This window comes from Micromonospora sp. NPDC007271 (genome assembly GCF_040634005.1).
Lineage (GTDB): Bacteria > Actinomycetota > Actinomycetes > Mycobacteriales > Micromonosporaceae > Micromonospora.
The window spans coordinates 1-21,862 of sequence record NZ_JBEYER010000112.1; the positions used below are offsets into that span (position 1 = coordinate 1).

Consider the following 21,862-nt stretch of genomic DNA (forward strand, 5'->3'; position numbering starts at 1 on the left):
GATGCGGAGCTCCCGGCGAGCCGCCGGGTAGTGGTAGAGCAGCTGCCGGGCTTCCCGCGCCGCGTTCACAGCAGCGGACGGCCGACCACCGAGGCGACCAGCCGGGCGAACTCCTCCAGCCGGGCGATCTGTCCGGCGCCACCGTCGTCGAGGGTCTTGCCGAAGCGCAACGCGTCGTGCCGGGGCGCGCCGGTCATCTCGTCGCTGGGCGGCGCCTCGTCCAGCGAGCTGAGCAGCAGGTAGACGTCGATGCTGTCGACCCGGATCTCGCCGGTCTCGGAGCGGTTGAGCCGCCGCCGGCAGCCGACCTCGGTGACCGTGGAGACCGGCACCACCCGCAGTGAGGAGGTCATCGAGCCGGGCGGTCCCTCCCCCGGCGGCACGTCCTCGCCGTGCCAGAGGACCAGGCGGCTGCCGTCGCAGACGACGACCTCCTGCCACACCCCGTTGACCTCGTTGACGAAGCGTTCCAGCGTGAAGCCGAGCACGGAGGCCCCGCGCAGCACCCCACCGAGGGCCTCCAGGGCGATGTCCGGGTCGCGCAGGTACGCCCGGGCGGCCGACTCCAGGTCGGCGTAGGGCGACCAGTCCGGGAAGACGGCGGGCAGCTCGCCGTTGCCGTAGTCGGGACCGGTCATGCCACCGCCCCCCGGTGTCGCCGCCGCTGCCGGTCCCGTCCGCCGGGATGCTCGCCGCGCACCCCGATCCGCTCGCTGTGCCGACGATTCGCTCGCTGGCGCTCGCTCATGCCACCGTCTCCACCCGTCCGGTGCCGTCCCCGCCGGGACACATGATCCACCCGCTCACCCTTGTGCGTGCCGCGGGGTCACGGCTGGTCCGTCTCCTGCTCCGCCTCGACCGCCGCCTGCCGGGCCGCCTCCGCCTCGCGGAGCGCCTGCCGGCGCTGGACGTACGCCTCGGTGCCCTTGCTGGGCTTGCGGCGTCGCGGTGGGGCGGTGACCCCGGGGGCGAGCTTGCGCGCGGAGACCAGGAACGCGGTGTGCGCGATCATCCGGTGGTCGGGGCGTACGGCCAGCCCCTCCGCGTGCCAGTCCCGTACCAGCGACTCCCAGGCGCGCGGCTCGGTCCAGCCGCCGCGCTCGCGCAGCGCCTCGACCAGCTCGGACAGCTGCGGGGTGGTGGCCACGTACCCGATGAGCACGCCGCCCGGCACCAGCGCCCGCTCGACCATGTCGAGCATCTCCCACGGGGTGAGCATGTCCAGGATGATCCGGTCGAAGCCGGTCTCCGGGCACTCGGCCACATCGCCGACGTGCAGGCGCCAGGCCGGGTGCGGACCGTTGAAGAACGCCTCGACGTTGCGCCGGGCGATCTGGGCGAAGTCCTCGCGCAGCTCGTACGAGTGCAGCTCGCCCTCGACGCCGACGGCGCGCAGCAGCGAGCAGGAGAGCGCCCCGGAGCCGGCGCCGGCCTCGAGGACCTTCGCACCGGGGAAGATGTCGCCCATGGCGACGATCTGCGCCGAGTCCTTCGGGTAGATCACCTGGGCGCCGCGCGGCATGGAGAGCACGTAGTCCGACAGCAGCGGTCGCAGGGCCAGGAACGCGGTGCCGCCGCCGGTGGTGGTGACCACACTGCCGTCGGGCAGGCCGATCAGCGTGTCGTGCCGGAGGATCCCCCGGTGGGTGTGGAACTCCTTGCCGGGCTCCAGCGTCACGGTGTGCATCCGGCCCTTGGGGTCGGTCAGCTGCACCCGGTCGCCGGGCCGGAACGGCCCGCGGTGCACCGGCGGCAGCGCCGGGTCGGCGGAGGAATGTGCGGTCACGTGTTCGTCTTCCGTTTGGGTTCCAGGAGCTGTGCCAGATCCGCGATGTGCAGAACGCCGACGACATCTTCGCCTGCCGTCACCACGTACTGTCCGCCCGGGTGGGTGCGTACGGTCTCCAGCACGCGTTCACCGTCGGCGCCGACCGGCAGGGCGGGCAGGGTGTCCAGGCCACGGGCGACCGCGTCCACCGCCACCCAGGGCCGCCGCGGCGGGGGTACGGCGGCGGCCCGGGCCGGGTCGACCAGGGCGACCGGCCGGCCGGCGGAGTCGACGACGGCCAGCGCGGCGTCGGGGGTGGCGGCCTCGGCCCGGCGGCGCTGCGCCTCGGCGAGCGGGGTGCCACTGGGTACGGGGAACATCGGGCGGGCGAGCCGGGCCAGGTCGACCAGCGAGAGCCGGCGGCTGATCCGGGCCATCCGGATGGACTGGCCGGCGCCGCGCCAGAGGGTGACGGCGACCAGCAGCGTCAGCGGCAGGGCGAGCGGCGCGATCGCCCGGCGCAGGATGAGCAGGGCCACCAGGGCCAGGGTGGCGAGGGCGAGGGCCCGGCCGATCCAGCCGGCGACCTCGGTGCCGCGGTGCCGGTCCCGGGTGAGCGCCCAGACGGCGGCCCGCAGCGCCCGGCCGCCGTCGAGCGGCAGCCCGGGCAGGCTGTTGAAGACGGCGACCACGACGTTGCTCACCGCGAGCTGGAAGGCGAGCTGGTGGGCGAGGGTACCGGCGGGCAGGGCCAGGGTGGCGGCGACGGCGGCGGCGCCGAGCACCGCGGACACGGCCGGGCCGGCGAGCGAGACCAGCAGGTCGACGCGGGGGCTGGGCGCGTCGCGTTCCATCTCGGTGTAGCCGCCGAGCAGTTCCAGGGTGATCCCGCGCACACCGATGCCGAAGCGGCGGGCGGTCAGGGCGTGCCCCAGCTCGTGCAGCAGCACCGAGCCGAGCAGGGAGAGCACGAAGCCGAGGCCGACCAGCCAGCCGCCGAGGTGGCCCAGGTCGAGCTGGCGGCGGGCGAGGCTGGCGTAGAGGGCGCTGACGACCAGGGCGAGCAGCAGCATCGAGGCGTCGACGCGCAGCGGCACCCCGCACACCCGGCCGACGGTCAGCCCGGGCCGGCGCGGTGGTCGGGACCTCTGTTCCACCGGCCCGATGGTACGCGGCGCGGATCATGGCCCGGTGCGGCGGCGGCGCCCCTGTCACACCGGTGCCCTAACCTTCCGGGCATGACGGCGGAACCGGTGATCGACGCGGCGGACTCCCCGACCTGCGACAGCTCCAGCGCGGTGCGGGCGTCGCTGTCGCCGTCACGGGCGGCGGATTTCAAGACCTGCCCGCTGCTCTACCGGTTCCGCAGCATCGACCGGCTGCCCGAGCGCCCCACCGTGGAGCAGGCCCGGGGCACGCTGGTGCACGCGGTCCTGGAGCGGCTGTTCGACCTGCCGGCGGCGGCGCGCACCCCGCAGTCCGCCGGCGACCTGGTGGCCCCACAGTGGGACCGGCTGGTCACCGAGCAGCCGGAGCTGGCGACGCTGTTCGCCGAGGGCGACACCGAGGGGCCGGCCGAGTTCCTCCGCTCGGCCGCCGCGCTGCTGGAGGGCTACTTCGCGGTGGAGGACCCGCGCCGGCTGGAGCCGGCCGAGCGGGAGGCGTTGATCTCGGCGGTGGTCGACGACGCGCTGCTGATCCGGGGCTACCTGGACCGGCTCGACGTGGCTCCGGACGGCGCGCTGCGGGTGGTCGACTACAAGACCGGCGGGGCGCCGCGGGAGGCGTTCGAGGCGCGGGCGCTGTTCCAGTTGAAGTTCTACGCCCTGGTGCTGTGGCGCACCCGCGGGGTGGTGCCGCGGGTGCTGCGGCTGCTCTACCTCAGGGACGCCGAGGTGTGCGACTACACCCCCGACGCGGAGGAGCTGCTGCGCTTCGAGCGCACCGTGGTCGCGCTCTGGCAGGCCATCGAGCAGGCCACCGAGCGGCAGGATTTCCGCCCCCGGCCGAGCCGGCTCTGCGACTGGTGCAACCACCAGGCGCTCTGCCCGAGCTTCGGCGGCACCCCGCCGCCGTTCCCGGCGACCGGCCCGGGCGACCCGCTGACCGACGCCCGGTCCCGGCCGGCCGCCCCCGGGGCGGACGAGTGAGCCTCCTCCCCGGGGAGGAGGCCGGGTTCGGCTTCGGCGACGAAGGGTCGAGCCGGGCGGCGGCTACCGTCGTGGCATGACCAACCGGGTGCGGGCGTGGGTGGGCGGGCGGCCGCTGGCCGTCGACGCCTGCGCGGCGGTCGCCCTGGTGCTGCTGTCCGCGGTGTTCCTGCTGCTGACGCCGCCCGAGCTGCGGCCCGCGCGGCTGTGGTCGGCGCTGGGCTGGAGCGCGCTGGGGGCGGTCCCGGTGGCGCTGCGCCGGGTCGCGCCGTGGGCGGCGGTGGGCGCGGGGGTGGCCACCCTGGCGGTGCCGGTGCTGCTACGGCACGCGCCGGCCACCCAGGGGCTGGCGTGGCGTTCCTCGTGCTCACCTACACGATGGCCGCGCACCAGCGGTTGCGCCCGGCCGCGCTGGCCGGGGTGCTGCTGTGGGTGCCGGTGGTGCTGGTCAACCTGCTGGTGCCGCTGCCCGGTCTGCTCGCCACGAGTCCGGCGTACCTGGTGCTCAACAACCTGCTCGCCGGATCGGTGGCGTACGCGGTGGGACGGGCGGTGCAGGCGCGCCGGCAGTCCACGCGGATGCTGCGCGAGCGGGCCCGGATCGCCGAGGCGAGCCAGCGCTCCCTCGCTGAGCAGGCGGTCGCCGACGAGCGGCGCCGGATCGCTCGGGAGCTGCACGACGTGGTCGCCCACCAGGTCAGCGTGATGGGGGTGCTGGCCACCGGGGCGCGCCGGGTGCTGCGCCGCGACCCGGAGGCGGCGGACGCGGCGATGGCCACCGTCGAGGAGACCGGCCGGGCCACGCTGCGCGAGTTGCGCCGGCTGCTGGACGTGCTGCGCACCGACGCCGAGCCGGCCGCCGAGCTGGCCCCGCAGCCGGGGCTGACCGGCATCGAGGCCCTGGTCGAGCAGGTCCGGGAGGCGGGGCTGCCGGTGACGCTGCGGGTCGACGGCACGTTCGAGCCGATGGAGGGTGGGGTGGCGCTCACGGTCTACCGGATCGTGCAGGAGGCGCTGACGAACGCCCTCAAGCACGCCGGCACGGCCACCGCCCTGGTCCGGCTCAGCGTCGCCGACGGCTTCCTGGCGGTGGAGGTGACCGACACCGGTCGCGGCCCGACGCCGGCGCCCGACCGGATCGGGCACGGCCTGGTCGGCATGCGGGAGCGGGTCGCCCTCTACGGTGGGATCCTGCGGGCCGGCCCGCGGACCGGCGGCGGCTTCCGGGTGTACGCCCGGATCCCGCTCGAGTCCGCCGGGGCGGTCGCCGCGTGACCGTTCCCGGCCCGGCCGGCATGACGAGGGATTACCGATGACGGACAGCACGGCCAGCCCGCGACCGGTGCGGATCCTGCTCGCCGACGACCAGCCGCTGCTGCGCACCGGCTTCCGGATGGTGCTGGGCACCGAGGACGACCTGGACATCGTCGCCGAGGCCGGGGACGGGATGGAGGCGGTGGAGCTGTCCCGGCGGCTGCTGCCCGACGTGGTGCTGATGGACATCCGGATGCCCCGGATGGACGGGGTGGCGGCGACCCGGGCGATCGTTGATGCCCGGCTGCCGGTGCGGGTGCTCATCCTCACCACCTTCGACCTGGACGAGTACGTGGTGGGGGCGCTGCGGGCGGGGGCGAGCGGGTTCCTGGCCAAGGACGTGCCGGCCGAGGATCTGGTCACCGCGATCCGTACCGTGGCCGCCGGGGAGGCGGTGGTCGCGCCGCGGATCCTGCGGCGGCTGCTGGACCGTTTCGCCGACGCGCTGCCCGACCCGGCGGCGACCCCGCCGAAGGCGCTGAGCGCGCTGACCGAGCGGGAGCGTGAGGTGCTGGTGCAGGTGGCGCGCGGGCTGTCGAACGCCGAGATCGCCCGGGCGCTGTCGGTCAGCGAGACCACCATCAAGACCCACGTCGGGCACGTGCTCACCAAGCTGGGGTTGCGCGACCGGGTGCAGGCGGTGGTGCTCGCGTACGAGACGGGGCTGGTGCGCCCGGGCGCCTGAGCGACGGACGGAGGTGGCGGCGGTCACCTACCGTGACCACCGGCGGCGCGCCAGGGTTGACCATGACGCGACGTGATGTTCCAGCATCGACGGCACCGTGCCGGCCGCAGGGTCAGGGAGGACCCTGAGCCGGTCTCGGGGGTGCCCCCCATCGCGATTTCCGGCGGCGGCTCCGCCCCGGGTCGGACGGATTTCCGGGCGGCGGCACCGAGGATGAGAACTGCCGCACCGGCCAGCGGGGGCGGTGCGGATCCGCAGGTGAGACGGAAGAGGTAGATGACGTGACCGCGACGATAGGCCAGCAGGCGCAGGCCGCGGCCCGGGCGTATGACGTGTGGAAGGTGTACGGCAGCGGTGAGGCCCAGGTAACCGCGCTGCGGGGGGTGACCGCCGAGTTCGAGCGGGGCCGGTTCACCGCGATCATGGGCCCGTCCGGGTCGGGCAAGTCGACGCTGATGCACTGCCTGGCCGGCCTGGACTCGGTGACCCGGGGCACGGTCGCGATCGGCGAGACGACGGTGACCGGCCTCAACGACGCCGGGCTGACGAAGCTGCGCCGGGACAAGGTGGGCTTCATCTTCCAGCAGTTCAACCTGCTGCCCACGCTCACCGCGCAGGAGAACATCCTGCTGCCGATGTCGATCGCCGGCCGCAGGCCGGACCCGGCCTGGTACGACACCGTGATCGAGACGGTCGGCCTGCGGGACCGGCTCGGGCACCGCCCGGCGCAGCTCTCCGGCGGCCAGCAGCAGCGGGTCGCGTGCGCGCGGGCCCTGGTCGCCCGCCCCGAGGTGATCTTCGCGGACGAGCCGACCGGCAACCTGGACTCCCGTTCCGGCGCCGAGGTGCTGAACTTCCTGCGCAACTCGGTCCGCGAGCACGGCCAGACGATCGTGATGGTCACCCACGACCCGACCGCTGCCGCGTACGCCGACCGGGTGGTGTTCCTCGCCGACGGGCAGATCGTGTCCGAGCTGATCGAGCCGACCGCCGACACGGTGCTGGACACCATGAAGAAGCTCGACGCCCCGGCCGAGGTGACCGGCTGATGATCCGGGCGACGCTGAAGAGCCTGCTGGCCCGGAAGTTGCGGCTGATCCTCTCCGGCCTGGCGGTCGTGCTGGGGGTGATGTTCGTCTCCGGCGCGTTCGTGCTGACCGACACCCTCGGCCGCTCCTTCGACGCGATCTTCGCGGACGCGTACGAGGGGGTGGACGTCAACGTCGCGGCCAAGCCGAAGATCGCCGTGTCGGAGATGGAGGGCGAGCAGATGTCGCCCCCGTTCCCGGCGGGGACGGTGGACAAGGTCCGCGCGGTGCCCGGGGTGGCGTCGGCCACCGGCGTGGTCGTTGCCGACGGGGCCCGGCTGATCGGCAGCAACGGCAAGGCGGTCGCCTCGCTCGGTCCGCCGCAGCTGGGCGAGAACTGGACCGGCGAGTCCGAGCAGGTGCGGTTGCGGGAGGGGCACGAACCGCGGGCCGACGACGAGATCGTCATCAACCAGGGGCTCGCGACCGCCGGAAGGGTGAAGCTCGGCGACCGGGTCGGGGTGCTCACGCCCCTGGAGCCGAAGCAGGAGTTCACCATCGTCGGGATCTTCGGCTACAGCGGCGGCCGCGACTCGATCGGCGGCAGCAGCGAGATCATGTTCACCACCCCGGTGGCGCAGCGGCTGATGCTGGGCGAGCCGAACACCTTCAACGGCGTGACGGTCAAGGCCACCGGCGGGGTCTCCGACGAGTCGCTGCGCGACACGGTGGCCGCCGCCGTGGGTGACGGGTACGTGGTCAAGACCGGCGAGCAGCTCTCCACCGAGGCCGCGCAGGGCCTCAAGACGGCGCTGTCCTTCTTCAACCGGATCCTGCTCGGCTTCGCGGCGGTGGCGCTGCTGGTCGGCACGTTCCTGATCCTCAACACCTTCTCGATCGTCGTCGCGCAGCGGACCCGTGAGCTGGCCCTGATGCGGGCCGTCGGGGCGAGCCGCCGGCAGATCATCGGCTCGGTGGTGCTGGAGGCCATCGCGGTGGGCCTGATCGCCTCGGTGTTCGGCCTGGCCGCCGGCATCGGCATCGGCGCGTTGCTGGCGTGGGTCTTCGGCAGCCTGGCCGGGGGGCTCACCCTGGCCGGGATCGGCGTACCGGCGGCGGCGGTGATCGGCGCGTTCGCGGTCGGCCTGGTGATCACCGTGCTGGCGGCGCTGCTGCCGGCGCTGCGCGCGTCCCGGATCCCGCCGATCGCGGCGATGCAGGACGTGGCCACCCCAGACCGGCCGCTGACCCGGATCACGGTGGCCGGGGCGCTGGTCACCGCGGTCGGCGCCGCGCTGCTCTTCCTCGGGCTCACCCGCGACGCCGATGGCCGGACCCTGCCCACCATCCTGGCCGGCGTGCTCTTCGCCTTCATCGGCGTGGCGCTGCTGACCCCGTTGATCAGCCGCCCGGTGGTCTCCCTGCTGGGGGCGATCTTCGCCTGGTCGGTGCCCGGCAAGCTGGGGCGGCTCAACTCCGGGCGTAACCCCCGCCGCACGGCGATCACCGCCGCCGCCCTGATGGTCGGCATCGCCCTGGTCACCGGGGTGACGGTGATCCTGGGCTCGGCGAAGCAGAGCATCAGCGGGCTGGCGAAGGACACCGTCCAGGCCGAGCTGGTGATCGCCGGGGTGCAGAGCGGCCCACGGCCGCCGAGCTTCGACCCGGCCGTGCTGGACAGGGCGGCCGCGCTGCCCGGCGTGCAGATGGTCGACGGCGAGTACGTCGAGATGGCCGTGGTCAACGGGGAACGCACCCGGGTGGGCGCGTCCAGCAACGTGGCCGCGCTGGAGCGGATGTTCGAGGCGAAGGCCACCGCCGGCGACATCAGCCGGCTGGGCCCGGACCAGATGTTGTTCAGCTCCGACGCCGCCAAGTCCCGTGGGGTCTCGGTCGGCTCGACGGTGACGGTGCAGCTGTCCCGCGGCGACGCCCGCACCTACACGGTCAGCGGCATCTACGAGAGTTCGCCCCTGATCAGCCCGATGCTGCTGCCCCCGCAGGCGGCCCGCGACTTCGCCATCCCCCAGCCGATCCAGGGCTTCGTGCAGCTCGCCCCGGGCGCCCGGGTGGCCGACGTCCAGCCGCAGCTGGAGCGGCTGCTCGCGGACTCCCCCGAGGTGTCGGTGGCCGACCGGGACGCCTTCATCAAGCAGCAGGCCGGCTCGCTCGACGCGCTGCTCAAGATGATCCAGATCCTGCTGGCGCTGGCCATCGTGATCGCGGTGCTCGGCATCGTGAACACGCTGGCGCTGTCGGTGCTGGAACGCACCCGGGAGCTGGGCCTGCTGCGGGCGATCGGGCTGCGCCGGGCGGAGACCATGGGCATGGTCACCGTCGAAGCGGTGGTGATCTCGGTCTTCGGCGCGCTGCTGGGCGTCGCCGTCGGCAGCGGCCTCGGCGCCGCCGTGGTCCGGGCGCTAGCGGACGACGGGATCGGCGACCTGGTCCTGCCCTGGGGCCGGATGGCGGTCATGCTCGGCCTGGCCGCGATCGTCGGGGTGGCCGCCGCGATCCTGCCGGCGATCCGCGCCGCCCGGATCAACGTGCTGGGCGCCATCGCCCACGAGTGAAAGGAAGGCTCCTTGTCAACGCCGGGCGTTGACAAGGAGCCCTTCCATCAGCGGGCGTCGGCCAGCAGCGCCGCGAGCAGCTCCAGGTCCGCCCCGGTCAGGCTCTCCAGCTGGTGTACGCCGTCGGTCGGCGGCAGCGGCACCTCGGCCGGTACGGCCAGCACGGCCGCCCCGGCCGCCAGCGCGCTGGCCACCCCGGTCGACGAGTCCTCGATCGCCACGCACCGCTCGATCGGCACGTTGAGCAGCCGGGCGGCGGTCAGATACGGCTCCGGGTGCGGCTTGGCCGCGCCCACCTCGTCCCCGCACACCACCACGTCGAAGCTGTCCCGGCCGAGGGTGTCCAGGGCGACCTCGACCAACGGCCGGCCGCTGGAGGTGACCAGGGCGGTCGGGATGCCCGCCGCGCGGACCGCCCGCAGCAGCGCCAGCGCGCCCGGCCGCCAGCGCAGCCCGGTGCGGAACAGCTCCAGGATCCGCGCGTTGATCCACTCCGCGCTGGCCTGCGGGTCCCGTTCCGGCTGGCCGAGGTCGTCGTGCACAATCCGCATCGAGTCGGCCATGCTGGTGCCGATGATCGCCTTGCGCGCGGTGTCGGAGAGGGTGCCGCCGTAGACGGCGGCCAACTCCTGCAACGCGACATCCCACAGCTTCTCGCTGTCGACCAGGGTGCCGTCCATGTCGAAGAGCACGGCGGCGGGGTGGTTGCTGCTCAGCGGGGGCCTCCTCCGGTGGGCGTACCCACGGATCCTCGCAGCCGCGCCCGGGCCGCCGATCGGCCCACCCGGCGCGGGTGACCTACCGCATCAGCTCAGCCCGCAGCGGACCGCGCACCGATGGTGCCCACCCATGATCACGTACCTCGCCGAGGATCGGCCGGGTGGCCGGGGCCGCCGCGATGCCGCCGGTCCGTTCGCGGATGATGCGGTCAGAAGCCGCTGGCGCTGTTCTGGCCGCGGCGGACGGTGTCGGCCTGGGCACCGTGCCGCTCGGCCTCGTACCGGTGCTGGCGGGCCGTGGCCTCGCGGGCCGCCGTGCGGTCCTCGTCCGACGTGGCCCGCCGCCGGTCGCGCCAGGCGACGTACCCGCCGGCCGCCGCCACGACCACGGCAGACATGGCCAGCGCCACCAGAGGTGTCGTCATGACCCCACGGTAGAACCGCGCACCCCCGGAAGTCACCGGCAGCGCCTACGCTGCCCGTCATGATCGACACCGACTTCGACGCGCACGAACGGTCCCGGTGGGCGGGGCGGGCCGAGGCATACGAGCGCAGCTTCGGCCGGCTGTGCGCGTATCCCGCGGAGGCACTGCTGGATTCGGCGGCGGTGCGGGCCGGACGGCGAGTTGTCGACGTCGGGACAGGACCGGGCACGGTCGCGGCGGCGGCCCTCGCACGCGGTGCCGAGGTGGTGGCGGTCGACGCGGAAGCAACCATGCTTGACGCGGCGCGGCGCAACGCTCCGGCCGCACAGATCCGGCAGGCCGTGCTGCCGCACCTGCCGTTCCCGGCCGGCGGGTTCGACGCGGCGGTGGCCAACTTCGTGCTCAACCACGTCGGCGACCCGGCCGCTGGACTGGCTGAGCTGCGCCGGGTGGTCCGCCCCGGCGGCCGGGTGGCGGTCACCATCTGGCCGTCCCCGCACCCGCCGCTGCAACGGCTCTGGGGCGAGGCGGTCGCCGCCGCCGGGGTCGCGACGCCGGCAGACCTGCCCCGGCTGGCACCGGAGCGGGACTTCCCGCGCACCGAGGCGGGCCTGACCGGGCTGCTGACGGCGGCCGGGCTGACCGATGTCCGGTGCGCGACCGTGGCCTGGGAGCACCGTACCGATCCGGAGAACTGGTGGGCCGGCCCGGCGGCCGGCATCGGCAGCATCGGCCTGGTGATGTGGCGGCAGCCCGCCGCCGCGCGCGAGCGCATCCGGCAGGAATACGACCGGCTCAGCGCCCGCTACCGGGACGCCGACGGGGCCCTCGCCCTGCCCACGGCCGCGTTGCTCGCCTCCGGCCGGGTGGACTGATCCGCTCCTACGCTGGTGTCCGGGGCGGCCGGCCGGCTCCGACGTCCCCGGTGAGCGGCGCGACCAGCGCCGGCCGAGAGGAGACACCGTGAAGTATCTGATCATGCTCTACGGCAGCCAGCAGGACTACGACGCCATGGCCGGGCGGCCCGGCGACCGGCCGCCGATGAGCCCCGAGCAGCTCGCTGCGATGCACGCCCACATGGAGACCGTCCACAAGGAGCTGGCCGAGTCCGGGGAACTGGTCGACGCGCAGGGCCTCACCGCCCCCGTGCACGCCCGCCGGGTCCGGCTGCGCGGCGGCGCGCCCGTGGTCACCGACGGCCCGTACGCCGAGACCCAGGAGGTGCTCGCCGGCTACACCCTGGTCGAGTGCGCCAGCTTCGACCGCGCCACCGAGATCGCCGCCCGGTTCGTCAACCCCGACGCCGAGGGCGAGTACGTCGACGTGCGCCCGGTCCTGGACGGCGTCGAGGAGCTCCAGGGCTGACCGGTGGCCGACCCAGCCGTCGAGGACCTGCTGCGCGCCCTGGCGCCGCAGGTCCTCGGCGCGCTCGTGCGCCGGTACGGGCACTTCGACACCGCCGAGGACGCCACCCAGGAGGCGCTGCTCGCCGCCGCCACCCGATGGCCCGACACCGGCCCGCCCGACGACCCGAAGGCATGGCTGATCACCGTCGCGTCCCGCCGACTGACCGACCTGCTCCGCGCCGAACAGGCCCGCCGCCGCCGCGAGGACACCGTCGCCCGCCAGCTCCCGGCCGACCGGTGGCTGGCCCCGCCCGCCGACCGCCCACCGGTCGACGCCGACGACTCACTGATCCTGCTCTTCCTCTGCTGCCATCCGTCGCTGCCGCCGGCCGGGCAGATCGGGCTCACCCTGCGGGCGGTCGGCGGGCTGAGCACCGCCGAGGTGGCCCGGGCGTTCCTGGTGCCGGAGGCCACCATGACCCGGCGGATCACCCGGGCCAAGCAGCGCATCCGCGACAGCGGCCTGCCGTTCGCGGTGCCCGCCGGCGAGGAGCGCGCCGCCCGCCTCGACACCGTGCTGCACGTGCTCTACCTGATCTTCAACGAGGGGTACGCGAGCACCGCCGGCGAGCAACTGCACCGCACCGACCTGCGCGCCGAGGCGATCCGGCTGGCCCGGCTGCTGCACCGCCGTACCGACGACCCGGAGGCCACCGGGCTGCTGGCGTTGATGCTGCTCACCGACGCGCGTACCCCGGCCCGGACCGGACCGGACGGGTCCCTGGTGCCGATGGCCGAGCAGGACCGGCGCCGCTGGCGCGGCGAGCAGATCGCCGAGGGCATCCGCCTGGTCGGCGCCGCGCTGCCCCGCCGCGCGGTCGGCCCGTACCAGCTCCAGGCGGCGATCGCCGCCCTGCACGACGAGGCCCCCAGCGTCGAGGCCACCGACTGGCCGCAGATCGTCGCCCTGTACGAGATGCTGCTGGCCCTGCACGACAACCCGGTGGTCCGGCTCAACCACGCCGTCGCGGTGGCCATGGCCCGTGGGCCCCGGGCCGGGCTGGCACTGCTGGACGCGCTCGGCGCCGACCGCCGGGTCGCCGAGGACCCCCGCCGGTACGCCGCCCGCGCCCACCTGCTCGAACTCGCCGGGGAGGCGGACGCGGCGCGGCAGGCGTACCTGGCGGCGGCCCGCCGCTCGATGAACGTGGCCCAGCAGCGCTACCTGCACTCCCGCGCGGCCCGCCTGGGCTGACCGACCTGCCGATACGTCGCGTCTGAACTGGTGGCTCGCACGCGTCCAGGTCGGCGGGCCGCCCGCCGACCTGAGAGACGCGGCCTACCTCAGTCCAAGCCGCGCATGATGTGTGGCTCTCCGTCGTCGTCGCCGAAGCAGCGGTGCAGCACCTGGGCCCGGGCCCACAGGTCGAGGCTGCTCGGCGGTTCCTCGGGAGAGTCGGCTGGCACGCCGACGATCGTGGGCGTGGCCGGCCGGACCTTGGCTGGCGTGTCCTCGGCCATCGTCGTCCCCTTCCCTCGTCACCCTATCCTCGCCAGCGCCTCTCGGCGCCCGCATCTTGTGACCTGTTCAGGGTGCACGTCGTGCGCATACCCCCGCCCGACCGCTCGACACCGAGACGTGGGGACGACGCGCCCAGTCTCCGGCGGGTGCTGGAGGGCAGCTCGAGCCGCGGTCGACGCGGCGGGTCCGCCGGCCCCGGGGTGCGGCGGCGGACAGGGTACGCCCGCCTCTCATCCGCCGTTCACGGAAATTGATCTAGACCGTTACTTCCATGCGGGTCTATATAGATGCAGTCACCCCCACCGGACGGAGCATCATGAACCGAACCCTGCGCGCAACGGCCATCAGCCTCGCCGCGACCGTGGCCGCCACCCTCGGCCTCACCCAGCCCGCCTGGGCCGCCAGCTACTCGGCCCCCCTCACCACCGCGGTGGCGAGCCTGCCGGTCGCCAGCGAGGTCCGCACCGGCTACAGCCGCGACCTGTTCCCGCACTGGATCGACGCCGACGGCAACGGCTGCAACACCCGCAACGAGGTTCTCATCGCCGAGGCCGTCACCAAGCCCACCATCAGCGGCACCTGCACCCTCTCCGGTGGTCGCTGGTACTCCTACTACGACAACGCCTACTGGACCCTCACCAGCGACGTCGACATCGACCACATGGTCCCCCTGGCCGAGGCCTGGGACTCCGGCGCCCGAAACTGGACCACCAGCCGCCGCCAGGCGTACGCCAACGATCTCGGCGACTCCCGCGCCCTGGCCGGCGTCACCGACAACGTCAACCAGGCCAAGGGCGACCAGGACCCGGCCACCTGGATGCCCCCGTACGCCTCCGCCCGCTGCCGCTACCTCAACGAGTGGGTCGCCGTGAAGATCCGCTGGCGGCTGACCGTCGACAGCGCGGAGAAGAACGCCCTGACCAGTTGGGCGAACAGCTGCCCCAACAGCACCATCTCGGTCACCTACGCGTACTGAACGGGGTCGCTTCGGGCCGGCCCACCCTGGGCCGGCCCGTCAGGCCGTCCAGCCCAGCCAGGCGCCACCGGCCGAGACGACCGCCAGCCAGACCAGCACCGCCGACAACGGTGCCAACGGCACCAGCGCCGGCCGCCGCCGCACCAGCAGCACCGCCCACACCACCAGCAGCCCCGCGAGCGCCCAGCCCGGCACCACCAGGCCGCTCGCCGCGTACCAGAACCCGACGGCCAGGTGCGCGGCCAGACCGAGCCACCCGACGACCCGCCTCATTCGCACCTGTTCATGGTGCGGCCCCGGCAGGCGCCCGCGGGTCCGTCATCCGGCCAGGAACGCCTCCACCGACGACGCGAACACCGCCGGATCGTCGACCCAGGGAAAATGACCACTGCCCGGCTGCACCGCCAGCTCGGCCGTGCCGAACAGAGCGGCGAGCTGCCGCACCGCCGCCACGGTCGGCCAGATGTCGTGCTCACCCGCCAGCAGCAGGGTCGGGACGCTGAGCTCAGCCAGCCGGGCGGGCAGCTCCGGATCGGGTTCGAACCCCGCGTAGAAGCCGTCGGTGGCGGCCGGCGCGAACTGGGCAGGCTCGGCCGCCGCCTGCGCCTGAGCCCCGGCGCTCCACCTGCCGTACAACAACGGCGCCGCCTCCCACCGGTACCGCTGCTGCTCCTCCGGCGTCGTCGGCTCGGCGTGCAGCGCCGCCACCGCGGTGGCGTACCACGGCTCGTGCGCCCGCCCGGCCAGCACGCTGTCCACATCGAGGTCCGAGGGCAACCCGACCACCCGCAGCGACGGCGCGACCAGCACCAGGTGGGTCAGCCGCGCCGCGTAGCGAGCGGCGTACAGCAGGCAGATCCCGCCGCTGGCCGAATGCCCGAACAGGTCCATCCGGTCGAGGCCCAGGTGCCGTCGCAGTGCTTCCACGTCGTCAACGAGGCGGTCGACCCGATAGGTGGCGGGGTCGGCGGGAACGCGCGACGCTCCCGTCCCCCGGTTGTCCAACAGGATCAGGGTACGGCTGCGACTGAGCCCGCCCAGCTCGCCCAGGTATTCCACCGCCTGCCCGGGGCCGCCGGGCACGCACACCAACGGCGGCCCGGAGCCGACGACGCGGTACGCCAGCTCGGTGCCGTCCCAGGACCTGAAGCTCTCCATTGCCACCCACCCACTCAACGAACATCACCGATGGGCGTTGGACCCCGGCGTGGGATCGCCGCGACCATCCCGAGCAAGGCCGACCAGGACGCCCACCGACGGGCCAAGGGATCCAAGGGCGGCCGGCCACCAGCCTTCGACCCACACCTCTACCAACAGCGGCACACCGTCGAGTGCGGGATCAACCGGCCCAAACACAACCATGCCGTGGCCACCCGCTTCGACATTAGGCCACGGCGATCCCGGCCTCACTCTTTGGGCCTATACGCACCTGCACGTGCGCCGCCTATTTGGCGTTGAAGTAGCTCGCCTCCGGGTGGTGCACCACGATCGCGTCCGTCGCCTGCTCCGGCACCAGCTGGAACTCCTCCGACAGCTGCACCCCGATCCGCTCGGCGCCGAGCAGCTCCACGATCTTCGCCCGGTCCTCCAGATCCGGACAGGCCGGGTAGCCGAACGCGTACCGGCAGCCGCGGTAGTCGGTGCGCAGCAGACCGGCCAGATCCGCCGGGTCGTCGTCGGCGATGGTACGGCCACCCGGCAGGATCAGCTCGGACCTGATCCGCCGGTGCCAGTACTCGGCGAGGGCCTCGGTGAGCTGCACCGACAGACCGTGCACCTCCAGGTAGTCGCGGTACTCGTTGCCGGCGAACATCTTCGCCGTGTACTCGCTGATCGGCTGCCCGACGGTGACCAGCTGCAACGCCACCACGTCCAGCTCGTCGCCCTTCGGGCGGAAGAAGTCGGCCAGGCACAGCCGCCGCTCCTGCCGCTGCCGCGGGAACGAGAACCGGGCCCGCTCGCTGTGCCCGTTCTCGTCCAGCACCACGAGGTCGTTGCCCTCCGAGTACGCCGGGAAGTAGCCGTACACCACGGCCGCCTCGAGCACCTGGTCGGCGATCAGCCGGTCCAGCCAGTACCGCAGCCGCGGCCGGCCCTCGGTCTCCACCAGCTCCTCGTACGACGGGCCCTTGCCGCCGCGGGCACCGCGCAGCCCCCACTGGCCGAGGAAGGTGGCCCGCTCGTCGAGCAGCGCCGCGTAGTCGGCCAGCGGCACCCCCTTGACCACCCGCGTGCCGAAGAACGGCGGCTTCGGCACCGCCACGTCAACGGCCACGTCGGAGCGGACCGAGGCGTCGTCCAGCTCCGGCAGCGCCTCGCGCACCATCGCCCGCTGCCGCTCCCGCCGCTCCCGGCGGGCCGCCAGGGCCGCCTCCCGCTCCGGGTCGATCACCGGCGCGCCGCCCCGCTTGGCGGCCATCACCCGGTCCATCAGGGACAGCCCCTCGAACGCGTCGCGGGCGTAGTGCACCTGGCCGGGGAACATCGACCGCAGGTCGTCCTCGACGTACGCCCGGGTGAGCGCCGCCCCGCCGAGCAGCACCGGCCAGCGCGCCGCCACCCCGCGCGCGGCCATCTCGGCGAGGTTCTCCTTCATGATGACCGTGCTCTTGACCAGCAGCCCGGACATGCCGATCGCGTCGGCGCGGTGCTGCTCGGCCGCCTCGAGGATCGCGTTGATCGGCTGCTTGATGCCGATGTTGACGACCTCGTAGCCGTTGTTGGACAGGATGATGTCGACCAGGTTCTTGCCGATGTCGTGCACGTCGCCCTTGACGGTGGCGAGCACGATGCGGCCCTTGCCGTCGTCGTCGGTCTTCTCCATGTGCGGCTCCAGGTAGGCCACCGCGGTCTTCATCACCTCGGCGGACTGGAGCACGAACGGCAGTTGCATCTGGCCGGAGCCGAACAGCTCACCGACCACCTTCATGCCGTCCAGCAGCAGGTCGTTGATGATGGACAGCGGCGTACGCCCCTCGGCCATGGCCGTGTCCAGGTCGGCCTCCAGCCCGTTGCGCTCGCCGTCGATGATCCGGCGCTTGAGCCGCTCCGCCAGCGGCAGCGCGGCCAACTCCTCGGCCCGCGTGGCGCGCGCCGACGCCGCGTCGACGCCCTCGAAGATCTCGATGAACCGCTGCACCGGGTCGTAGCCGTCGCGGCGGCGGTCGTAGATCAGGTCGAGGGCGATCTCGCGCTGCTCGTCGGCGATCTTCGACATCGGCAGGATCTTGCTGGCGTGCACGATCGCCGAGGTCAGCCCGGCCTGCGCGCACTCGTGCAGGAAGACCGAGTTGAGCACCTGCCGGGCGGCGGGATTCAGCCCGAAGGAGACATTGGAGATGCCCAGGGTGAAGTTGACCCCCGGGTAGCGGGTGGCGATCTCCCGAATCGCCTCGATGGTCTCGATGCCGTCGCGGCGGGTCTCCTCCTGACCGGTGGCGATCGGGAAGGTCAGCGCGTCGATGAGGATGTCCTCCCGGCGCAGCCCCCACCGGCCGGTCAGATCCTCGATCAGCCGCGCCGCGACGCGTACCTTCCAGTCCCGGGTGCGGGCCTGGCCCTCCTCGTCGATGAGCAGCGCGACCACCGCGGCGCCGTGCTCCCTGACCACCGGCATCACCCGGGCGTAGCGGGAGTCCGGACCGTCGCCGTCCTCGAAGTTCACCGAGTTGACCACGCAGCGCCCGCCGAGCATCTCCAGCCCGGCCTCGATCACCGCGGGCTCGGTGGAGTCCAGCATGATCGGCAGGGTGGAGGCGGTGGCGAAGCGGCCCGCCAGCTCCCGCATGTCCCGCGTGCCGTCGCGGCCGACGTAGTCGACGCAGAGGTCCAGCAGGTGCGAGCCGTCCCGGGCCTGGCCGCGGGCGATCTCCACGCAGGCCTGCCAGTCGCCGGCGAGCATCGCCTCGCGGAACGCCTTCGAGCCGTTGGCGTTGGTCCGCTCCCCCACCATCAGGACGCTGGCGTCCTGGGCGAACGGCACGTGGTGGTAGATCGACGAGACCCCCGCCTCCGGCCGCGGCTCGCGAACCACCGGCCGCTTCCCGCGCAGCCGCTCCACCAGCACCCGGATGTGCTCCGGCGTGCTGCCGCAGCAGCCGCCCACCAGGGACACGCCGTACTCGTCGACGAACTGCTCCAGGGCGTCGGCCATCTCGACCGGCGTGAGCGGGAAGTACGCCCCCTCGGCGGTCAGCACGGGCAGGCCGGCGTTCGGCATCACCGACAGCGGGATACGCGAGTGCCGGGACAGGTAGCGCAGGTGCTCGCCCATCTCCGCCGGGCCGGTCGAGCAGTTGAGCCCGATCAGGTCCACCCCGAGCGGCTCGATCGCGGTCAACGCCGCCCCGATCTCGCTGCCCAGCAGCATGGTGCCGGTGGTCTCGACGGCGACGTGGCAGATGATCGGCACCCGCCGCCCCAGCTCGGCCATCGCCCGCTTGGACCCGATCACCGCCGCCTTGACCTGGAGCAGGTCCTGGCAGGTCTCCACGATCAGCGCGTCCGAGCCGCCCTCGATCAGGCCGGCGGCGTTCTGCTGGTACGCGTCGCGCAGCGAGGCGTACGTGGCGTGGCCGAGGGTGGGCAGCTTGGTGCCGGGGCCGATCGAACCGAGCACGAAGCGGGGCTGCTCGGGCGTGGCGTACGCGTCGGCCGCCTCCCGGGCCAGCCGCGCCCCCGCCTCGGACAGCTGCCGGATCCGCTCGGCGATGCCGTATTCGGCGAGGTTCGGCAGGTTGGCGCCGAAGGTGTTGGTCTCGACGCAGTCCGCCCCCGCCGCCAGATACGCCTCGTGCACGCTGCGGACGACGTCCGGCCGGGTCAGGTTGAGTATCTCGTTGCAGCCCTCGAGCCCGTCGAAGTCGTCCAGGGTCAGGTCGGCCGCCTGGAGCATCGTCCCCATCGCCCCGTCGGCGATGAGGATCCGCTCCGCCAGCACATCGAGCACCGAAGTCCGCACGAAGCCAGGTTAATGCCGTGTCTCATCGCCGGGGCCACCGCAACATACCCTTCCCAAATACTGTGAGCGGGAGCACCTCGCACCTTTCGTCCCGTTCGGCCGCGTGGACCGCCCCGTCGACCGGCGCGGCCGACGGGCCGGGCCGCGCGCCGGCACGTAGGCTGACGGACGTGAGGGACATCAGGGACGCGATCGTGCGACGGCTCCAGGTCGCGGCGCGGCGTCAGACCGGCCATCATTCGGTCCGGAGCGCCGCCCAACGGCGCGGAGGCCGAATTATGGCCGCCCGCCGAGCTGGAGTTGCCGTAGGCGGGCGGACCCCCGGGCGGCGACCCGGCGGCGCTCCCGACGAACGGGGTGGGGTGACGGCGTGACCGAGTTCGACGGACTGCCGGTGCTGCGCTCCCCGGTCGCCATCGCGGCCTTCGAGGGCTGGAACGACGCCGCGGACGCCTCCACCGCGGCGGTGGAGCACCTGGAGCAGGTCTGGCAGGCCCGGCAGGTGGCCGAGCTGGACCCGGAGGACTTCTACGACTTCCAGGTGAGCCGACCCACCATCACCATGGCCGACGGCGAGACCCGCCGGGTGGAGTGGCCGACCACCCGCTTCATGGTGGCCAGCCCGGCGGGCACCGAGCGGGACGTGGTGCTGATCCGCGGCATCGAGCCGAGCATGCGCTGGCGCACCTTCTGCGAGCAGGTGCTGGAGATCTGCCACAGCCTGGAGGTCGAGCGGGTGGTGCTGCTCGGCGCGCTGCTGGCCGACGTGCCGTACACCCGGCCGCTGCCGATCAGCGGCAGCGCCTCGGACGTCGACGCCGCCAAGCGCTACCAGCTCACCCCCACCCGCTACGACGGGCCGACAGGCATCGTCGGCGTGCTGCACGACGCCTGCACCCGGGCCGAGGTCGACGCGGTGTCGTTCTGGGTGCACGTACCGCACTACGCCAACAACCCGCCCTGCCCCAAGGCCACTCTGGCCCTGCTGCACCGGGTCGAGGAGGTGCTCGACCTGCCGGTGCCGATGGCCGATCTGGCCGAGGAGGCGGCCGAGTGGGAACGGCGGGTGCGCAGCGCCGCCGAGCAGGACGCCGAGCTGGGCGAGTACGTCCGCGAACTGGAGGAGCGGGTCGGTGACGCCGGCATCACCCCGCTGACCGGGGACGAGATCGCCCAGGAGTTCGAGAAGTACCTGCGCCGCCGTGGCGGCTCCGCCGGTCCGACCGCCGGCTCCTGGTAACCGCTCGCCTGCCGGGCCCCGGAATCCGCCGGGGTCCGGTTTTTCGGATTCGGGGTGGCGGGGACACACCCGCTACGGCATCCTAGGAACCTAGCTGTCGTGAGGAGGCGAGCATGCAGATCAACCCGGGCGCGGCCGAGTTCCCCCACCGGCAGATCGCCGCGCAGCTCAAGGCCCAGGTGCGTCGCGGCGACTGGGGACCGGGCGAACGGCTGCCGTCCATCCCGGCCATCGCGGAGATGTTCGGCGTCGCGAAGCAGACCGTGCAGCGCGCCGTCGACCAGCTGCGGGTCGAGGGCATCCTGATCACCAAACCCGGCTCCGGTACGTACGTCCGGGGCACCCGGCGCCGGCTCAACCGGCTCTCCCGCGGCCGGTACGGCGGCTTCCGTGGCTACCACACCGACCTGGCCGCCCGGTACAAGCAGCAGCTCGTCTCCGTCGGCCGGGCCCCCGCCCCGCCCGAGGTGGCCGACGCGTTCGGCGTACCCGACGGCACCGAGCTGCTCTGCCGGCGACACCTGGTCCGCACCGACGAGTCACCGGTCGAGGTGGGCGCCTCCTGGTTCCTGCCCGCCGACACCGCCGGCACCACCCTGGAACGGGCTGAGGCGTTCGGCCGCCCGCTCTACCAGGAGGCCGAGGAGGTCACCGGCCGCCGGTACGTCACGGCGACCGACACGATCAGCGCCCGCCAGCCCAGCCGGGAGGAGGCGGAGACCCTTCAGATCCGGCCGGACACCCCGGTGCTGCACCTGCTGCACATCGCGTACGACGCCCACCGCAAGCCGATCGAGGTCGCCCAGGCCACCTGGCCCGGCCCGATGACCACCCTCACCGAGGAGTACAAGATCCCCGCCCCCACCCCAACCCCCACCCCCGACCCCGACCTCATCCTCGGCTAACCCCCTCCCCGCACCCTCCCCCTCCCCCCTTCCGCGATCTTGCACTTTCGGCCCTCGAGTCGCGGTTTTTGTCCGCTTCGCCAGGGCCGAAAGTGCAAGATCGGCGCGTTGCAGCCCGCCCAGCAGGTGCCCAAATTTGATAGAGTAGTTTGCCATATTCTTGCACCCAACGATAAATCGTCGTATGAGAAACGTTAAGAGCGCGGCGGTGGTGAAGCCGGACATGGCGATCGCCACCGCCGCCAGCGCGA

Annotated in this window: 21 protein-coding genes and 1 pseudogene; 12 read left to right on the forward strand and 10 right to left on the reverse strand. The window is 73.3% G+C overall.

Features of this window, described 5'->3' with window-relative positions:
* Nucleotides 1-65: 65 nt before the first annotated feature.
* From ABZ570_RS28930 to ABZ570_RS28940, 3 genes are all read right to left on the reverse strand, one after another.
* Nucleotides 66-638 (reverse strand): hypothetical protein, encoded by a 573-nt coding sequence (locus ABZ570_RS28930; RefSeq protein ID WP_358070424.1) that lies wholly within the window; start codon nt 636-638, stop codon nt 66-68.
* Between the two features lie 188 nt (nt 639-826).
* Nucleotides 827-1,786, reverse strand: a complete 960-nt coding sequence (locus ABZ570_RS28935) for a tRNA (adenine-N1)-methyltransferase (protein WP_358070427.1) — start codon at nt 1,784-1,786, stop codon at nt 827-829.
* Nucleotides 1,783-2,874: a M50 family metallopeptidase gene (locus tag ABZ570_RS28940; RefSeq protein ID WP_358070486.1), complete on the reverse strand. Its 1,092-nt coding sequence runs from the start codon at nt 2,872-2,874 to the stop codon at nt 1,783-1,785. The genes ABZ570_RS28935 and ABZ570_RS28940 overlap by 4 nt, the downstream gene beginning before the upstream one ends.
* Nucleotides 2,875-3,006: 132 nt before the next feature.
* On the opposite strand from ABZ570_RS28940, the gene ABZ570_RS28945 reads away from it, so the two are divergent.
* Entirely contained in the window at nt 3,007-3,918 is a 912-nt protein-coding gene (locus tag ABZ570_RS28945) for a PD-(D/E)XK nuclease family protein (protein ID WP_358070430.1), read from the forward strand.
* A gap of 63 nt (nt 3,919-3,981) precedes the next feature.
* On the opposite strand, the gene ABZ570_RS28950 is transcribed toward ABZ570_RS28945, so the two are convergent.
* Entirely contained in the window at nt 3,982-4,218 is a 237-nt protein-coding gene (locus tag ABZ570_RS28950) for a hypothetical protein (RefSeq protein ID WP_358070433.1), read from the reverse strand.
* 51 nt (nt 4,219-4,269) lie between these two features.
* On the opposite strand from ABZ570_RS28950, the gene ABZ570_RS28955 reads away from it, so the two are divergent.
* The 4 genes from ABZ570_RS28955 (at nt 4,270) to ABZ570_RS28970 (ending at nt 9,518) form a co-directional block, all read left to right on the forward strand.
* Nucleotides 4,270-5,193: a sensor histidine kinase gene (locus ABZ570_RS28955; RefSeq protein WP_358070436.1), complete on the forward strand. Its 924-nt coding sequence runs from the start codon at nt 4,270-4,272 to the stop codon at nt 5,191-5,193.
* Between the two features lie 37 nt (nt 5,194-5,230).
* Nucleotides 5,231-5,917, forward strand: coding sequence for a response regulator transcription factor (locus ABZ570_RS28960; RefSeq protein WP_358070439.1), 687 nt, complete (start codon nt 5,231-5,233; stop codon nt 5,915-5,917).
* A 281-nt stretch (nt 5,918-6,198) separates the two neighbouring features.
* A complete protein-coding gene (locus tag ABZ570_RS28965) occupies nt 6,199-6,966 on the forward strand; it encodes an ABC transporter ATP-binding protein (RefSeq protein ID WP_358070442.1) in 768 nt (255 codons plus the stop codon).
* Nucleotides 6,966-9,518 carry an FtsX-like permease family protein gene (locus ABZ570_RS28970; RefSeq protein ID WP_358070445.1) on the forward strand — a complete coding sequence of 851 codons (2,553 nt, stop codon included), beginning with the start codon at nt 6,966-6,968 and terminating at the stop codon, nt 9,516-9,518. Before ABZ570_RS28965 ends, ABZ570_RS28970 begins: the two co-directional genes overlap by 1 nt.
* A gap of 47 nt (nt 9,519-9,565) precedes the next feature.
* Here the strand turns inward: ABZ570_RS28970 and ABZ570_RS28975 are convergent, their stop codons facing one another.
* Nucleotides 9,566-10,210, reverse strand: a complete 645-nt coding sequence (locus tag ABZ570_RS28975; RefSeq protein ID WP_358070448.1) for an HAD family phosphatase — start codon at nt 10,208-10,210, stop codon at nt 9,566-9,568.
* A gap of 236 nt (nt 10,211-10,446) precedes the next feature.
* Nucleotides 10,447-10,662, reverse strand: coding sequence for a hypothetical protein (locus tag ABZ570_RS28980; protein WP_358070454.1), 216 nt, complete (start codon nt 10,660-10,662; stop codon nt 10,447-10,449).
* A gap of 59 nt (nt 10,663-10,721) precedes the next feature.
* On the opposite strand from ABZ570_RS28980, the gene ABZ570_RS28985 reads away from it, so the two are divergent.
* The 3 genes from ABZ570_RS28985 to ABZ570_RS28995 all read left to right on the forward strand — a co-directional run bounded on the left by ABZ570_RS28985 (nt 10,722) and on the right by ABZ570_RS28995 (nt 13,263).
* Nucleotides 10,722-11,537, forward strand: coding sequence for a class I SAM-dependent methyltransferase (locus ABZ570_RS28985; protein WP_358070457.1), 816 nt, complete (start codon nt 10,722-10,724; stop codon nt 11,535-11,537).
* Between the two features lie 88 nt (nt 11,538-11,625).
* Nucleotides 11,626-12,027 carry a YciI family protein gene (locus ABZ570_RS28990; protein ID WP_358070460.1) on the forward strand — a complete coding sequence of 134 codons (402 nt, stop codon included), beginning with the start codon at nt 11,626-11,628 and terminating at the stop codon, nt 12,025-12,027.
* A 3-nt stretch (nt 12,028-12,030) separates the two neighbouring features.
* The gene (locus ABZ570_RS28995) at nt 12,031-13,263 is read left to right on the forward strand and encodes a sigma-70 family RNA polymerase sigma factor (protein ID WP_358070463.1); all 1,233 of its coding nucleotides are present in this window, start codon (nt 12,031-12,033) and stop codon (nt 13,261-13,263) included.
* 89 nt (nt 13,264-13,352) lie between these two features.
* Here the strand turns inward: ABZ570_RS28995 and ABZ570_RS29000 are convergent, their stop codons facing one another.
* Entirely contained in the window at nt 13,353-13,529 is a 177-nt protein-coding gene (locus tag ABZ570_RS29000) for a hypothetical protein (protein ID WP_358070466.1), read from the reverse strand.
* A gap of 317 nt (nt 13,530-13,846) precedes the next feature.
* On the opposite strand from ABZ570_RS29000, the gene ABZ570_RS29005 reads away from it, so the two are divergent.
* A complete protein-coding gene (locus tag ABZ570_RS29005; protein WP_358070469.1) occupies nt 13,847-14,506 on the forward strand; it encodes an HNH endonuclease family protein in 660 nt (219 codons plus the stop codon).
* Nucleotides 14,507-14,545: 39 nt separating this feature from the next.
* Here the strand turns inward: ABZ570_RS29005 and ABZ570_RS29010 are convergent, their stop codons facing one another.
* Nucleotides 14,546-14,785, reverse strand: coding sequence for a hypothetical protein (locus ABZ570_RS29010; RefSeq protein WP_358070472.1), 240 nt, complete (start codon nt 14,783-14,785; stop codon nt 14,546-14,548).
* Between the two features lie 39 nt (nt 14,786-14,824).
* Nucleotides 14,825-15,664 carry an alpha/beta hydrolase gene (locus ABZ570_RS29015; RefSeq protein ID WP_358070475.1) on the reverse strand — a complete coding sequence of 280 codons (840 nt, stop codon included), beginning with the start codon at nt 15,662-15,664 and terminating at the stop codon, nt 14,825-14,827.
* Nucleotides 15,665-15,769: 105 nt separating this feature from the next.
* Here ABZ570_RS29015 and ABZ570_RS29020 point away from each other — a divergent pair.
* Nucleotides 15,770-15,964: pseudogene (locus tag ABZ570_RS29020) on the forward strand (hypothetical protein); the annotation flags it as partial.
* Here the strand turns inward: ABZ570_RS29020 and metH are convergent.
* The gene (gene metH, locus ABZ570_RS29025; protein ID WP_358070478.1) at nt 15,951-19,466 is read right to left on the reverse strand and encodes a methionine synthase; all 3,516 of its coding nucleotides are present in this window, start codon (nt 19,464-19,466) and stop codon (nt 15,951-15,953) included. The pseudogene ABZ570_RS29020 and the gene metH sit on opposite strands and share 14 nt — an antisense overlap.
* A gap of 370 nt (nt 19,467-19,836) precedes the next feature.
* On the opposite strand from metH, the gene ABZ570_RS29030 reads away from it, so the two are divergent.
* Nucleotides 19,837-20,706 (forward strand): PAC2 family protein, encoded by an 870-nt coding sequence (locus tag ABZ570_RS29030; protein WP_091202093.1) that lies wholly within the window; start codon nt 19,837-19,839, stop codon nt 20,704-20,706.
* A gap of 113 nt (nt 20,707-20,819) precedes the next feature.
* Complete coding sequence (locus ABZ570_RS29035; protein ID WP_358070483.1) at nt 20,820-21,611, forward strand: GntR family transcriptional regulator; 792 nt, start codon at nt 20,820-20,822, stop codon at nt 21,609-21,611.
* Nucleotides 21,612-21,862 lie beyond the last annotated feature (251 nt).